This is a genomic window from Gemmiger sp. (genome assembly GCF_057431175.1).
In genome coordinates this window covers 62,805-77,406 of sequence record NZ_DBMDDV010000010.1, presented here as the reverse complement: position 1 = coordinate 77,406, position 14,602 = coordinate 62,805, and the positions used below count along the sequence as shown (strand labels likewise).

The following is a 14,602-nucleotide window of genomic DNA, read 5'->3' as shown; positions in this document are numbered from 1 at the left end:
GAAGAAAGTATTTGAGGCGGTACAAGAAAAAAAGAAAAAGCGATAATTCATAGTTTGTTCTCAACTTCTATTCCCTGATGTGCTATACTATTATTGAGCCAAGATTCTTCCCCTCCTTGGCTCACCAGATCCGCTAGGCTCCGATAGGATAAAAGCAAATGAGAAGGTTGTTGCAAAAGGAGGGGATGCACTGATGTCTAAAATTATCGTACGAATTCAACTTTTTCTCGATAAGGTGTTCGGTCATAAATATACCGGTTTTACTATAAAGGCTCCATTCATCAACTTCTCATTTGCGCCTACGAAACTTATACAGATTGCCCTAACAGACACTGACTTTTTCATAGGGTGGTTTATCACATAGAGATAAGGCAACTTGCGTAAGTGAGTTGCCTTATTTGTTTTATATGCTATAATATGGTTATCATCTTTTTTTGCTTCTGAGGGAGAGGAGAAGCCATGACAGAACAAGAGCTTCGAAAAATGATTGCCGCTGGCGAAAACACCCGACAAGAGTTTAAGTCATGGGTCAAATGCGGCAATTACAAGCAGCGAAAAGAACTTGCGGTGAAAAGCACGGTTGCCCTAGCCAATGCAGTGGGCGGCGTTTTTCTGTTTGGTGTCGAAGATGACGGAACCATTACTGGATGTTCAGAAAGCGATCCGCAGGCTTTGATGGAAGCTATCTACGATATGACTCGTCCCAGCCTATTTACCGAAATTGAAGCGGTAGAAACATCTGACGGGGTTGTTTTGGTTGTGTCTGTTGATAAGGTAGGCTCCCCTGTGGCAACCACCAGCGGTATTTACTATAAGCGACTAGGAAAAGTAACTAAACCATTTTACCCTGCAAACGACGTATACTCACCCGCTGATAATCTGGATTTTTCATCCAAAATCGTAGAGGGTGCTTCCGAAGGTGACATAGATTTGCTGGAAGTATATCGCTTAAAGGAAAAATTGCGGATTCGCGATTCAGCTTCCGCGTTGCCCGCCCTGGCAGATACAACTTTTCTGGATAACTTGAAGCTCATTCGCCTTGAAAAAGACGAAGTGCGTGTAACTGTGGCTGGTTTACTGTTTGTGGGTAAGACCACATCTATTTCACGGTTGTTGCCGCAGGCGGAGGTAATTTATCTCCATTACAGCGACGAAGCACAGACAGAGTACGACAACCGAATGGATATGCAAGAGCCACTTATTTCAATTTTAGATAAGCTGACGGAACGTATCCGAACCTATAACCACTTGACCAATGTGCAGGTTGGGCTGTATCGTCTTGAGGTTTATGATTTTTCGGAAGCCGTTTTTCAAGAAGCGTTGTTGAACGCCTTGGCGCATCGGTCATACGAAGAGACCGCCCCAATTTATGTCAAGCATTATCCGACAAAAATCGTGATAGAAAACCCTGGCGGTTTTCCAGAAGACATCAACGAGAGCAATATTATCACACATCAGTCTATTCCACGCAACAAACTGATTGCTATGACGCTCCAACATCTGAAATATGTGCAGCGTTCAGGACAGGGCGTAGATATTATGTACCAGAGTATGCTGACAGAAGGCAAGCCTTACCCGGAGTATACCAGTACGCCAAATTCTGTAAGGCTGACCTTGCGAAGCACAATGGAGAATCAAAACTTTGTGCACTTCATCGCGGAAATGCAGGATAAGCGTTCAAAAATGTTTACCCTGTCGGAACTGATGATTCTGCACTATCTACGTGAACATCAAAAAATCACCTTAAAGCAAGCAGCAAAAACCATCCAAGAATCCGATAATAACGCCCATAAAGTATTGAATAGCCTGCGAGACGAGGGACTCTTGGAATTGAATGGAAAGACCTATATGCTGACACTCAAGGTCTACGAAACGGTAAAAACCGACGTAGCTTATGTTCAGGATAAAACAGTCAATCAAATTCAGGCTAAGGGGCGAATCGTGGAGTATTTGCAACTTAAGCCATGGATCACGAACCAGAAAGCGCAGGAGTTGTGTGGCTTTAATAAAAACCAAACCTATTACATTCTGCGGCAGATGTGCAAAGATGGCATATTACAGCCTGTTGGCAAATGCCGCGGAACAAAGTACAAAATCAACAAATGATAATTTACGCTGACTTTTTGAATTTACGCTGACTTTTACGCTGACTTTTTGAATTTACGCTGACTTTTACGCTGAAAAAATGCTGCCTTTTTATCTGTGATGTATTTTCATCATTTATAGTCTTCCCATTGTAACGGGTATCTTTTTTGTAACATAGAAACAAGGTCACTTGCATTTGCAAGTGACCTTTTTTGTTTATTATAGTCAGGTTTCCCCTGCAAAGCAAGTGCCCCGGCAGCCGCAAACTGCCGGGGCCTTCCTTATTACATACTATCTGCGTTTGTTCCAGGCCGTGCCAAAGCCCACTACGCCCGCGCAGAGCAGCGCGGCCAGTGCCTCCAGCGGGAAAGCATCCCCGGTCCGGGGCAGGGCTCCCACCGGGCGGGCCGTGTTTTTTATGGGGCGCGGCATCGGCGCGGCGCTCGGCGCAGGTGTGGCCGTGGCTGCCGGGGCGGGCGGGTCATAGCGATTGGTGAACACCACCCCCGCCGCTTTAGCAGTTCTGCCGCTGCGCACCGCCCACAGTTCGGTATCAAGGCTACCGTCGGCGGCGGTCATCACCCGCACCGTCACAGTGTAGGTGCGGCCGTCGTAGGTCGTATCGGCGGCGCAGCCTTTTACCTGGGCCAGCTTATAGCGGTAATCCCCCGGCGCGTCAAAGGTCAGACCGGTAAAATACACCGTGCCGCCGCCCTTGACCTGCACGCTGGTCTGGGCCGGTGTCGGGGCGTTATCCAGCGGGGTGATTTCCACCGTGTACACCGTGTCGCAGGCTGCGCCGTCGGTGCGCACCGTCACCGGGATCTCGGCCCCCGCCTGTGCCGCAAAGACCGGCAGCGGGCAGAGCAGCGCCAGCGCCAGCGCCGCCGCGGGCAGCCAGCGCCGCAGGGTCGTTTTGCCAAAACTCATTGTGTTTCATCTCCTTCATCCAAAGTTGCCGGGCGCAGCCGTCCCAGCAGCACCACACGGCCGTTCGTCTCGGCCCCGGCGCAGGTAGACAGGGCGATCAGCCTGTCCTGCGAGCCCACATCCAGCGCCCGCTGCTGCACAGCCCGGGCCTGCACCGCGTCAAGCAAGGCGGCAGTGTCGGCGGTGTAGCGCTCCACAGCGTAAATCTCCGCGTCGTAGGCGTCTGCCTCCAGGCAGACAAACAGCTCGATCTCATACGCTGCATCGGGCAGTATCAGACTGCCGGAAGGGTGCGCCGCAAAGTAGTCTGCCTGCACAAACTTTGATATATCGCCGAACATTGCGCCATTCTCCATATGGTGGGCGTAGACAATGGAATACCCATCGCTGAAATCCGCCTTGCTGCGGCTGTCCAGAAACACCGCCCCCGACAGCGAAAATTCGCCGTAGACGTCGCGGTTGATGTAGTCCATATTCGTCGCGCCCTGCACAAGCGGGTAGTCGATGTGGGTGCCGTCGATGGTCAGCCAGCCGCAGACGTCGGGGTTCAGCGCCTGCAATTCGGCCAGTGTCGGGGCAGCAGTGTTCTTGTCGGCGGGCTTATATTGCAGCAGGTCCGCGCTGGCAAATGCGCCCCGGCTGACGGCAGCGTCCTGCCAGAGGGCGAACCCGCCGAAAGCCAGCAGCACCGCCATCAGCACGGCTGCCAGGGCGCTGACCACCGCACTGCCCAGCCGGGCCAGGTGTGCCGCTGCGGAAAGCATCAATCACAGCGGCGCTTGCGGAACACCACCGCACCGCTGCCCACCGCCAGGGCCAGCATAGCGCCGTAGGGCGCAGCATCCAACAGCAGGCCGGTGGGCGTGACCGCGTCACGGATGTTCGTGACCGTGATGGCCGCGTCTGCCGTGCCGATGGTCTGTTGGCCCAGGCTGGTTCCTTTCCCGGTGCCGCCGGGGAACACCCAGGTGGTCGAGGTATATTTCGCCGCGTCGGTGCCGCTCTCATCGATGGTATAGGTCGCGCCCTCGGGCAGGCCGGTCACTTCCAACTGCTCGTTGCCCTTGAGGGTCACCTTGATCTCCTTCTTGCCGTTCTCCAGGGTATACACCGTGCCGGGGCCGCTCAGCTCGTCGTCTGCCGGGCCGGTGCGCAGCGTCACCGACGCCATATGGTTTTCGGTGTCAGGATCTGTGATGTGCAGCGTAAAGTCAAAGCTGTCGCCATAGCTGGCAAAGTCACCCGCCAGCCGCTTGGTCACGGTCAGGCTGTGGGTCGTGTACTCGTTGGTGACAAGCTCGGCTTTTGTGCCGGTCTCTTTCTCGGCCAGGATGGCATACTCCAGCTTGAAGTGCTGTCCATCCGGCTCGGCCTCGCTCTCATTGGCGACGCTGACCTTCAGCAGGTAGAGCGGCGCGGTGGACAGGCCGCTGATGCCGTGGGCCTGCTCGGTCAGACGGTAGTAGTAGATGCCGGGCTTTGTGAACTTGTCCATATTGAAATCAACGGTCACATTGCTCTCGGTGTTGGCTTTTCCTTGGGCATCGGCGGTAAATTCCGCCGTGGCCGTGGTACTGGCAAGCTGATCCGCCGTGCCGAGCATTTCGTCCGCGGTGTGGGCCTGGGGCAGGTCGCCATCCTGGCCTGCGGCCACGTTGAAAGTGATCGTGCCCTTGATGCCGCCCGCGCCGGGGGCTTTGTCCAGGTTGATGGCCTTTTTAAGGATGATGCTGCCGCCGCTGACCGTGATGCGGCTGGCAGGTCTTTCGGCATCGGCTGCATAGGCCGCCGTGGACAGCGCCCCGGCCAGCACAGCAGCGGTGAGAGCGGCAGAAAGTTTGATGGTGTTCATGGTAAGTACCTCGTTTTTATGTGATGGATGGCTCGGAAGGAAAGGCGGACGGCAACGGCAAGGCCGCCCCTTTATATCCCATTCCGCCGCAATACAGCGATCACGCGGCCCTGTATCTCCCCTGCCTGCACCGGGCCGAACCAGCGGCTGTCGCGGGCGCCTGCGCGGGCGTCGCATAATATAAAATATTCGCCGTCGGCCAGGGTCAGCGGGTAGGTCACGTTGCTGTCATATTTCGGCGTTTCTTCGTAGATATCAGGCTCTGCCACCGTGCTGCCGTTGATGACAAGCGCCGCTGCGTCGGTCACTTCCACCGTGTCGCCGCCCCGGGCCGCGACCCGGCCTGTGCGGCGCTGGCCATCCTTGGTAAAGACAACGACCTCCCCTGCCGTGCAGCTGCGGGGCAGCCGGTAAAACAGCAGCAGGTCACCGGGCTTCAAATGCGGATGCATCGCGGCATCGGGCTGGATGTACAGCCCGAACACGACGCCGAACAGCATGACCAGCAGCGCGGCCAGCGCCCCGGCCCGCACAAGAAACTCCCGGATATCCGCCCAGGCTGCCCGGCGCCGGGTCTGCGGCTCCATAGGTCACGCCCCCTTGCGGCGGCGCAGGCAGACCAAGCCCAGCAGGGCGCAGAGCAGCATCCAGACTGCCGGGGCCGTGTCCGGGCCAAATCCCGTGGGCGGTGCGCCGTCCTTGTTGTTGACGCAGGTAAGCGTGGCGCTCTGTGCGCCCAGGGTTCCCCCGCCGCTGGCGCCGACCTCGACGCTGCCGTCAAGGTCGAAGCTCGTCTCGTAACCGGTGTTGTCGGTCTCGGTCACGGTGAAGGCATCCCCCGGGCGCAGGTGGCCGATGGTGATGCTGCCCCGGTGGCGCAGCGTGAAGCCGCTCCCGGTCAGGGCCGCGCCTTCCCCTTTCGTCACATAGGCGCTGGCGGCGGTGATGGCCTGGCCGGCGACCGTGGCCGTGAAGGGAAACTCACGGCGGGCGTCGCCCAGACCGCCTGTCACCTGCTTGGTGATGGTCAGCGTCAGGAACGGCGCATAGCTGTTCGTGATGGTCACCTCTGCCGTCTGGCCGGACATGACCTGCACTTCGGCTGCGGCATCGTCGGCGGTGGTCGTGCAGTAGTAGTTTGCCAGGTCGGGGTGGGCCGTCTCGGTCACGGTATAGCGGTTGACCGGGATGTCTTTCAGCGTCACGCCGGTGAGGCCCTTCAGCGCAATGGTCAGCGCGCCGCCCGCCGTTAGTTCCCGCGTTTCGGTCGTACCATCATCAAATTGCAGTGTATAGCTGCCGATGGGCAGGCTGCTGACCGTGAAGGTGTTCGTCACTGCGTCGGCTTCCGCTTGCTGCGCCTCGTCGGCCACAGCCTTGGTCAGGTGCAGGCTGCCGGTGGGGCGGGCGTAGATGTTGCGGAACTCTGCGGTCGTGTCGGCGCTTGTGGTCAGCGTAATGTCCGCCAGGCTTGTGCCTGTCTGCTCATTGTCACCGTTCACCGCCGCCTGGGTGCCCAGGTAGAGCAGGCCCGCCGGGGCATCGTGGCCAGTCTCTTCCACGGTGTAGGTGTAGTTTACGCTGCCGTCGTCGCTGGTCAGCGGCAGGTCGGTCAGGGTATAGCGGCTGCGGGTGGGGTCAGCACTGTCCACGGTCATATCCGCACCGTGGATCGTCGCGACCGTACCGTTCTGGTTCGCCACGGTGAACGTCAGGTTTGCCCGCGCGGCGGTCAGCTCCTCGACAGTCAGGCCGCCCGTTATGGTTTTGCGGATGGTCAGATTTGCGCGGCCCGCCACCGCCGGGGCAGGGTCGGTGCTGAACCAGACGTTGTCCAGCAGATTGCCCTCGGTGCGCTTGTCGTCCTGGGTTTGCACCGCCAGGAAAAAGAAGCGGCTCACATACTGCCCGCCAGGGACCTGGTATGTGCCCTTGTGTGTTGCCCAGTTGGCGATGCCATCGGTCATTTCGCCGCCGACCATAAAAGTGCTGATGGGTACCTTCTGGCCGTTGTACTCGACCAGATCGTTCAGGGCATTGCGCACACTGTCTTTAGCCTCGTTCTGGGCGGCGGCAGTCAGCGTTTTGGTGATTGCTTCGGCCACCGTGACCGGCGCGATCAGCAGCACCATCGTGTCCGCGCCGTTGCGGCCCTTGTGGGCCAGCGACCAGTTCAGCGTGGAGCCGGGCACGGTCAGCACATCCTGATAGAGCGCACCGTAGGCTTCGCAGTTCAGCTCGGCGAACTGATTGCCGTCCTGGGCGCTGCGGGTGTTGTAGCTGACCCTGGGGTCGTTGTTTTCTAAGTCGTCATTATAGTTGTGGTTGGTTCCATCTACAATTTCTATGTAGTTGGCCCACTGGGTTTTATCGGCGCGTGTTTCTTCCTCGTCCGTCCAGTGGTAGTAAAGGCCTGTCGTGTGCCATACAAGCCCCTGTGTGGTGTCCGCCAACTGGGCAAAATGGCTTTTTATGGTCTGTTCTTTGTCCTCCGGTGCATAGGAAAGCACGCCGGTCCGGGTATGCTCCACCGCCATGCTGTGCAGGCTCGGGCTTTCAAAGCTGCCGTTTTGCAGCTGCAAATGGTAGGGCACACGGGCTTCGGCCGCCTTAGTACCGTTGAAGCCGGTGACTTCCACTTTGTAATACAGCCGCTCGGTAGGGCCGACATTGGCGATGCAGGAATCAATGGCGGCGTTCAGCTTGTGCTCGCTGCCCTCGGTGATGTTCCACTCGCTGCCGGTACAGATGCGCGGCGTGACCTGCTCCCAGTTCTGGCCATCGTGGCTGCGATACCAGGTGTAGGTCACGTCCTGCCGTTCCGCGCTGCCGTTGACGACAGCGGTAAAGCAGCCGTCTGTGCTGATGGTGTCCTCTACTTCCAGCGTGTCCACTACAAGGGGCACGGCCGTCGGCTCTGGTATAGGCGCTGCCAGCACGGCGGCATATTCCGTCTCCTCCGCAGTCTGCTGTGAAACCGGGCTGGCCGTGGGCAGCGGTGTCGGGCTGGCCGCGGGCGCGGGGGGCACGGTAGGCAGCGGCGCAGCGGTAGGCTGCGGCGTTGGGGCCGCCGTCGGCTCCGGGCCAGCCGGGGCCTGAGTTGGCGCGGCGGTGGGGTCTGGGATGGGCGGTTCCGTCGGTTCGGGGGCAGGTTCCGCCGTCGGCTCGGGTGTTGTCTCGGCTGTCGGCTCCGGGGCAGGGGCCTCGGTGGGCACGGGTTCCGGGGTCGGCTCGGCAGCAGAGTCCGGCGGGGTTTCGGTGGTTTCCGGAGCCGGTTCCGCCGTGGGGTCGGGCACTTCGGTCTCGACCACGACTTCTTCCGCCGCAGGCGGGTCAGGGTCAGCCGGGGCAGCCACGGCGGGCAGCTCGGTCAGGGCGGGCAGATCGTCCGCCGCGAACACTGTGCTGGCCGTGCTTGCCGCCATACAGCAGGCCAGAAACACAGCCAACAGACGTTTTCTCATATGCTGTTCCTCCTCACACAGTCTCCCATGGGGGTTGTCCCCCACAGGGATCGCTTTGGAGTATACAGCCCCCGCCCCGCAAAAGGCGTCGAGGTGCGTGGATGTGCAAAAGGTTATATTTTCCAGCAAAAAGAAAAAGCACCCGCCAAAACTGGCAGGTGCTCGGGTAAATTATGCAGTTTTTACGCCTGGTCGTACTTGCTGGGCACGGCGCGCAGGGAGATCGTGCGGTCAAAGGTGCTGTATGCGGTCAGGTAGGCGGTAAAGCAGCCGTCCATCCGGCCCATGCTGCCCTCCTTGCCGGCGGTGTAGTTATGCTCGGCAAAGCAGGGGCCGACCGAAATACCGTTCACGCCCTTGGATGCGACCAGCGTGCCGTCCTTGACGACGACACCGCCGCCGTCATTGCCCTCGAGCATGAAATGCTCGTTCTCGACGCGGCAGCCCGCGTTGAAGGCCAGCTCCACCCGCAGCGGGGCGCGGTCGATGCCGGAGTTGACGATGTGGATGTCCAGGCCGTTTTCGACCTCGTTCACCTGCACGTCAAACACCATGTCGGGGCCGTAGAGCTTTTCGCGGTGAGCGTTGTCCATCTGCCACCAATCGCTGGTGGCGGGCTTTTCGGCAAAGGGCAGGTAATACCAGCCGGTCATGGTCTGGTGCAGGGCATAGCCGCCGTCCTTGGGGGCCAGCGCTGCGGGGACAAAGTTGCGGTGCTCGCAGAAGCTCGCGCCGATGCGCACGGTCAGCGTGAAGTCGCCGTGCTGGAAGAACAAAAAGCTCGGGCTGTTGTTCAAGATCGTGTAGGACCAGCTTCCGCGGCGGCAGCGCACAATGCCCGACCCTTCGTAATATTTGTGGTAGTTCGTCGGGGTTGCGCTGCCCTCGTGCTCCAGCGCGGCCAGTTCGGGCAGCAGCATCAGGTTGATGAGGCAGTCAAAGCTGCGCAGGGCATGGCGCTCCACCATCTGCATAATGGCGTTGGCGGCGTCCAGCAGTTCGGGCTTGCGGCAGGTATAGCCCATGTAGAGGTACTCGAGGTAATACTCCCGCGGGTAGATCTTTTTGCCCATGTCCCAGCGGGTGGAGTTGTTGGTAAAAATGCTGTCGTCGGGGTCGATGTAGGTCAGCATCATTTCCAGGTTGCGCAGCACCGGCGCATAGTAGCTCTCGTCGCCGGTGGCCACGGCCAGCATGATCATGGCATCGTTGTTGATGCGGTTGTAGTTGCCGGCCGAACGCTCGGCGTACTCGCCGTCCTCGTTGCAGTCGTTGCCCTCTTTCAGAATGGCCTCGGCGGCGGTGCGGCATTCGGGCTTATCAAACAGCTTGGCGCAGAGCATCAGCACCGACGCGATGGCCCAGCGGTGGTTCGGGGTGTGGAAGCCGCAGTGGCACAGGGCATCGGCTGCATCGCGGATGATGGCCTCATACTTAGGCTTCAGCTCTGCGGCAGCGGCCTTGGCTTCGGGCGCGGCGGGCAGTGCGCCGTCCACGACCTTGCACAGGTAGACATAGGCGGGCAGCAGCCGCTTGGTGCAGAAAGCCGTATCCGGGCCGGAGAAGAAGTTGCAGTTGATGAGGTCAAAGTAACCGCCGGGCCGCTGGGAGCGGCGCACAAAAGCCAGCGCCAGTGCCAGGCGGCGGCCCAGCTCGGCGTCCAGGTAGTAACGGCTCTCTGGGTTCAGGTAGCAGGCCGTCATTGTCGTGGCGCGGTAGATGGCCGTTTTCGGCTCGGCCAGGCTGTCCGCCTTGGGGAAACCGCCGCAGAAGGGGCTGTTCTCGTCCAAAATCTGGATATCGAGATAGCGCTGCACGCGGCTTTCGCTGTCGTGCAGGATACGTTCATAGTGTTTGCGCATAGGTCCGCTCTCCTTATTTGCCTTTGCCCAGCAGGGCCGCGCCGATGATGCCCGCGTCGCCGAACAGCTCGGCCGACATGATGCGGGGCTGCTTGGGGCAGCTGCGGCCATAGCCGTGTGCGGCATTGAACGCCCGGATCGGCTCGACCAGTACGTCGCTGCGGCGGCTGATGCCGCCGCCCAGGCAGAGCACCTCGGGCTGGAAGATGTTGATGATGCTCGTCACGCCGACGCAGAGGTAGTGTACATAGGTGTTGACCACCTGCACGGCGGTCTCGTCGCCCGCGTCGTAGGCAGCCAGGATGACCTTGCCGTTGACGTTGGCTTCCTCGTTTTCCGCCAGCGCCCAAAGCTTGCTCTCCTTATGGGCGGCCATGGCCTCCCGCGCCTGACAGATGAGCGCCGTGACGCTGCCGTACTGCTCAAAGCAGCCGCGCATACCGCAGTTGCACTCTTTCCCGTGCATATCAATCACAAAGTGGCCCAGTTCGGCCGCTGCGCCGTTGCAGCCGGTCAGCAGCTTGCCGTTCAGCACTACGCCGCCGCCGACACCGGTGCCCAGCGTGACCATGACCATGCTGCTGCTCCCTTTGCCTGCGCCCGCGCAGTACTCGCCCCAGGCGGCAACGTTGGCGTCGTTATCCACATAGACGGGCAGGCCGGTGCGCTCGTGGATCATCTGGCCCAGCGGGACGTTGTCAAATTCCAGATTGTTGGCATACAGCACGGTGCCGGTGTCCACATCGACGCTGCCAGGCGCACCGATGCCCACCCAGGCGGCATCACTCAGGGCCAGGCCCAGGGCAGTCGCCATGCGGCGGCAGAGCAGCGCGATACGGTCGGCGATGTCCGACGCCGGGCAGGGCAGCCCGGTCTTGATGCTGTCGGTCAGCAGCAGTTTCCCGTCCAGGTCGGCAATGCCGCCTGCGATGTTGGTGCCGCCCAGATCGATTCCGATACAATAACGCATAATCTACCTCGCTTCTTTCACTTTATTTCAATTTCTGCGTCGGTTTGCAGAATTTCGTAAACAGCATAAACACGATGAAAAATGCCAGTGCGGACAGCGGCAGGACCCGGATGCTGACGGCATAGCCCGTCATATCCACCAGCTTGCCGAAGCCGACGTTGAACAGGATATCCGCCAGCGACGCGATGCTTAAAATCGTGCCCGCCGCGCCGGAGACCTGCTGCGCCGGGAAATAGAGCCGGATGCTCATGACCAGCGTGGGGTACAAAATGGAGAAGGACAAGCCGCTGATGGCCCAGACGGGCATCGTCACCGCGCCGCCCAGCGAGCCGATCAGATACAGCACACAGGACACGCCGCCGAAAGCCGCCAGGCTTTTGAGGGCCCCCAGCTTATCCACCAGCGGGGACAGGCAGAGCCGCCCGATCATCATACCGCCAAAGAACACCGAAAGATACTTGGCCGCCGAGGCCTGGGGCAGGCCCAGACCGTCTACGCCGTAGGCGACCATCCAGTTCATGACGCCGTGCTCGGCGATAAAGTAGAACCCGAACACCAGCACATAGGGCACGATGATACGCCAGTCATAGCCGCCCTTTTGTGCCGGGGCATCCGCCGGGGCGGCGGCTTCCTCCGGCACATTGCAGAAGAGCAGCAGCACAAAGGCCACCGCGCCCAGGATCAGCAGCACCAGATTTGTGTGCTGCCAGAAGGAAAAGCCGTCGGCGTGGCTGCCCAAAATATACTGGCTGCCGCTGGTGCCGATTTCCTGGGTGAAGAACAGGAAGTTGACGAAGAACCCCGGCGCTGTAGCAAACAGCAGCGGCGTGATGAGGTTCATCGTGGTATTCAATAAGGTGGAAGAACCCAGCGCCAGCGCCATGCCGATGAGCAGCACCGTGTAATTGCTGGTAAAGGCAAACAGCGCCAGGGCGGCCATCCAAATCAGGATCAGCACCTGCAGCACGCGCTTTTTGGAAAAGCGGGTGCTCAGGTTGCCGCCCACCAGCAAAAACACCAGGTTGCCGATGTAGCTTGCCGTGACGATCAGCCCCAGCTGGGTCGTCGTCAGGGAGAAATGCTCTTGGAAGATCGTGGAAAAAATTCCGCGCAGGCTGTCATTGCTGCCAAGCCCCACCATGAGCACCACAAAGGCAAAGAAGGTAAGGCGGCTGCTCCATTTTTTTGCCATCAGACCTGGGCCTCAGCTTCCATCAGGAACAGAATTGCCATGGCCTGGCCGTAGGGCATCGGGTGCAGGGGGATCTGCTTGTAGAAGTCCTTGCTCTCGCGGCCCATCGGGGTGCCGTAGGACACCTGCTGCACAACGCCCTTTTCATCGATGCAGTCCAACACAGGCTGCAGGGCGCGCATGGCGTTGGCGCGGTAGCTTTCGGGCACAATGCCCTGCTCGACGGCTTTCAGGATGCCGAAGCCGAAGCCGCTGGTGGCGCTGGCCTCCAGGTAGGAGGTCGGGTCGTCGATCAGGGTGTGCCACATACCGCCCTCGTCCTGGTACTTGGCCAGGCTCTTGATCTGGCGCAGCAGCGCGTTCTCAAGGATGCGGCGGTCGGGGTTGCCTACGGGGACGATTTCCAGCAGCAGGGGGATGGCAGCCGTCACCCAGCTGTTGCCGCGGCCCCAGAAAGCCTCGGCAAAGTTATGGCAGCCATCAAAGCAGAAACCATGATACCACAGACCGGTCTTTTTGTCAGCCAGATATTTGGTGTGGACAAGGTACTGGTAGACAGCCTCGTCAATGTAGTCCTGGCGGCCCAGGATGCGGCCGATGTTGGCCAGCGGCAGCACAGTCATGAACAGCGTATCGTCCCACAGCTCGCCCTCGTTGACGCGATCCGATGTGACATGCTGGAAGCCGCCCTCGCCAGCGCGGGGCAGGTCGTGCATGGCCCACTCGGCCCACTCTTTGCAGATATCGCCGTACTTTTCATTCTTGGTGTACTCGTACAGGTAGCTCAGGGCAAAAATGGGGGCCATCGTGTTGATGTTCTTGCTGGGCAGGCCCTCGGCAATGCGGGCGTCGTAGTACTCTGTCAGCACATCCAGGCAGCGCTGGTCGTGCTTTTTCTCAAACAGCTTCCACAGGCCGTACAGGCCCACGCCCTGGGTCCACTCCCACAGCATATAGCGGGCCAGATTGCCCTGATCCATGTTGGATTTCGCCATGTTCTCCAGGAAAGTCTCGTCCTTTTCATACAGGACAGATTTGAAGCTCTCAATGCAAAGCTCCAGTTTGTTTTCAATATCAGCTTTCTGCATGGTGGTTTTCTCCTTTTTATTATAATAGGTAGACATAACGTTCGAACTTGCCTAAAGTATAGCATAGGGGCAAAGGCAAAAACCACTCTGATTTTGTCTTTGTCACCGAAATATATTGCACTTTTTGCGAGTGCGAGTATAATAGAGACAGGAACATTTTTGACGGAGGCTGCCTATGTATCTGGACGACGCATTGCTGTACAATCAGGGGTACATGATTTCGATCAACGACCTGGATTCGCCGCTGTTTTACCTGTTCGACTACGATTCGCGGTCGTTCAAGATCAACATGAGTTTCCAGCATTTCCACCAGTTTCACGAGATACACATTCTGTTAAGCGGCCGTGCATCCCATCTCATCGAGGGCGACTATTACACCCTGCAGCCCTATGATATCGTATTGCTGCGCCCTTCCATGATGCACAAGACCGAGTATCCGTCGGGCGGCGACTGCCGGCGGCTTATCATCAACTTCCGCGTGCCGGATGATTCCCCCGCGCTGCACGAAATGCTGCAAAGCTGTTTACAGCCCTTCGGGGCCGAGGTGCCCATCTACCGCTTTACCGGTGAGACGCGGGCTCAGGCATTTTCGCACCTGAACGCGATCTTCACGCTGGGCAAGCAGCCGATGACCCCGCTGACGCAGCAGTTCATCCACTGCCATTTCCTGCAATTTCTGGCCACCGTGGCCCAGCACGCGGGCGAGAGCAGCTACGAGCCGCAGGAGCTCAGCGATTCCATCACCCAGAAGGTCTACGCCGTGACCAGCTACATCCACCGACACTACGCCAGCGAGCTTTCGCTGGAATATCTGGCGGAGAAATTCTTCATCAGTCCGTACTATTTGTCGCACCAGTTCCGCCGGGTGACAGGGTTCTCGCTCATCAACTACATCCAGATCACCCGGGTGCGCAACGCCCAGCAGCTGTTGCTGTACACCGACATGAAAATTGCCGATATCACGACGAGCTGCGGCTTTACGAGTTTTTCCCAGTTCAACCGGGTGTTCAACAAGTTCTGCCATACCTCGCCGTCCCAGTTCCGCGTCAACGGCGTCGTCACCCCCATCACCGCCATTCCCTTCGAGAAGGAACCCTCCCCGGGGAGCACGAAGGTGTAACATTTTCCGGTGCCGCCCCTTCCCCGGGGGCAGGCACCT

At 59.0% G+C, this 14,602-nt stretch carries 11 protein-coding genes; 2 read left to right on the top strand and 9 right to left on the bottom strand.

All coding sequences use genetic code 11. The features are described from left to right. The first annotated feature begins 459 nt into the window (after positions 1–459). On the top strand, positions 460–2,106 hold the full coding sequence (locus ACZO0A_RS05655) for an RNA-binding domain-containing protein (protein WP_302376258.1): 1,647 nt from the start codon (positions 460–462) through the stop codon (positions 2,104–2,106). A gap of 270 nt (positions 2,107–2,376) precedes the next feature. Here ACZO0A_RS05655 and ACZO0A_RS05650 read toward each other — a convergent pair whose 3' ends face one another. The 9 genes from ACZO0A_RS05650 to bglB all read right to left on the bottom strand — a co-directional run bounded on the left by ACZO0A_RS05650 (position 2,377) and on the right by bglB (position 13,443). Then, the gene (locus ACZO0A_RS05650) at positions 2,377–3,015 is read right to left on the bottom strand and encodes a Spy0128 family protein (RefSeq protein WP_302376256.1); all 639 of its coding nucleotides are present in this window, start codon (positions 3,013–3,015) and stop codon (positions 2,377–2,379) included. Further along, a complete protein-coding gene (gene srtB / locus ACZO0A_RS05645) occupies positions 3,012–3,779 on the bottom strand; it encodes a class B sortase (protein ID WP_302376270.1) in 768 nt (255 codons plus the stop codon). Before srtB ends, ACZO0A_RS05650 begins: the two co-directional genes overlap by 4 nt. Further along, positions 3,779–4,867: a DUF7601 domain-containing protein gene (locus tag ACZO0A_RS05640; RefSeq protein WP_302376255.1), complete on the bottom strand. Its 1,089-nt coding sequence runs from the start codon at positions 4,865–4,867 to the stop codon at positions 3,779–3,781. The genes srtB and ACZO0A_RS05640 overlap by 1 nt, the downstream gene beginning before the upstream one ends. Positions 4,868–4,938: 71 nt before the next feature. Continuing rightward, the gene (gene lepB, locus ACZO0A_RS05635; RefSeq protein WP_215691597.1) at positions 4,939–5,454 is read right to left on the bottom strand and encodes a signal peptidase I; all 516 of its coding nucleotides are present in this window, start codon (positions 5,452–5,454) and stop codon (positions 4,939–4,941) included. Positions 5,455–5,457: 3 nt separating this feature from the next. After that, complete coding sequence (locus ACZO0A_RS05630; RefSeq protein WP_486846147.1) at positions 5,458–8,331, bottom strand: DUF7601 domain-containing protein; 2,874 nt, start codon at positions 8,329–8,331, stop codon at positions 5,458–5,460. Positions 8,332–8,513: 182 nt separating this feature from the next. Next, on the bottom strand, positions 8,514–10,193 hold the full coding sequence (locus ACZO0A_RS05625) for a hypothetical protein (RefSeq protein ID WP_317371423.1): 1,680 nt from the start codon (positions 10,191–10,193) through the stop codon (positions 8,514–8,516). A gap of 13 nt (positions 10,194–10,206) precedes the next feature. After that, the gene (locus tag ACZO0A_RS05620) at positions 10,207–11,163 is read right to left on the bottom strand and encodes an ROK family protein (protein ID WP_302412452.1); all 957 of its coding nucleotides are present in this window, start codon (positions 11,161–11,163) and stop codon (positions 10,207–10,209) included. Between the two features lie 22 nt (positions 11,164–11,185). After that, positions 11,186–12,355, bottom strand: coding sequence for an MFS transporter (locus ACZO0A_RS05615; protein WP_486846146.1), 1,170 nt, complete (start codon positions 12,353–12,355; stop codon positions 11,186–11,188). Further along, positions 12,355–13,443 carry a beta-galactosidase BglB gene (gene bglB / locus ACZO0A_RS05610; protein ID WP_294718339.1) on the bottom strand — a complete coding sequence of 363 codons (1,089 nt, stop codon included), beginning with the start codon at positions 13,441–13,443 and terminating at the stop codon, positions 12,355–12,357. Before bglB ends, ACZO0A_RS05615 begins: the two co-directional genes overlap by 1 nt. 175 nt (positions 13,444–13,618) lie before the next feature. Between bglB and ACZO0A_RS05605 the strand changes: the two genes are divergently transcribed. Beyond that, positions 13,619–14,563, top strand: coding sequence for a helix-turn-helix transcriptional regulator (locus tag ACZO0A_RS05605; RefSeq protein WP_337808525.1), 945 nt, complete (start codon positions 13,619–13,621; stop codon positions 14,561–14,563). The last annotated feature ends 39 nt before the right edge of the window (positions 14,564–14,602 follow it).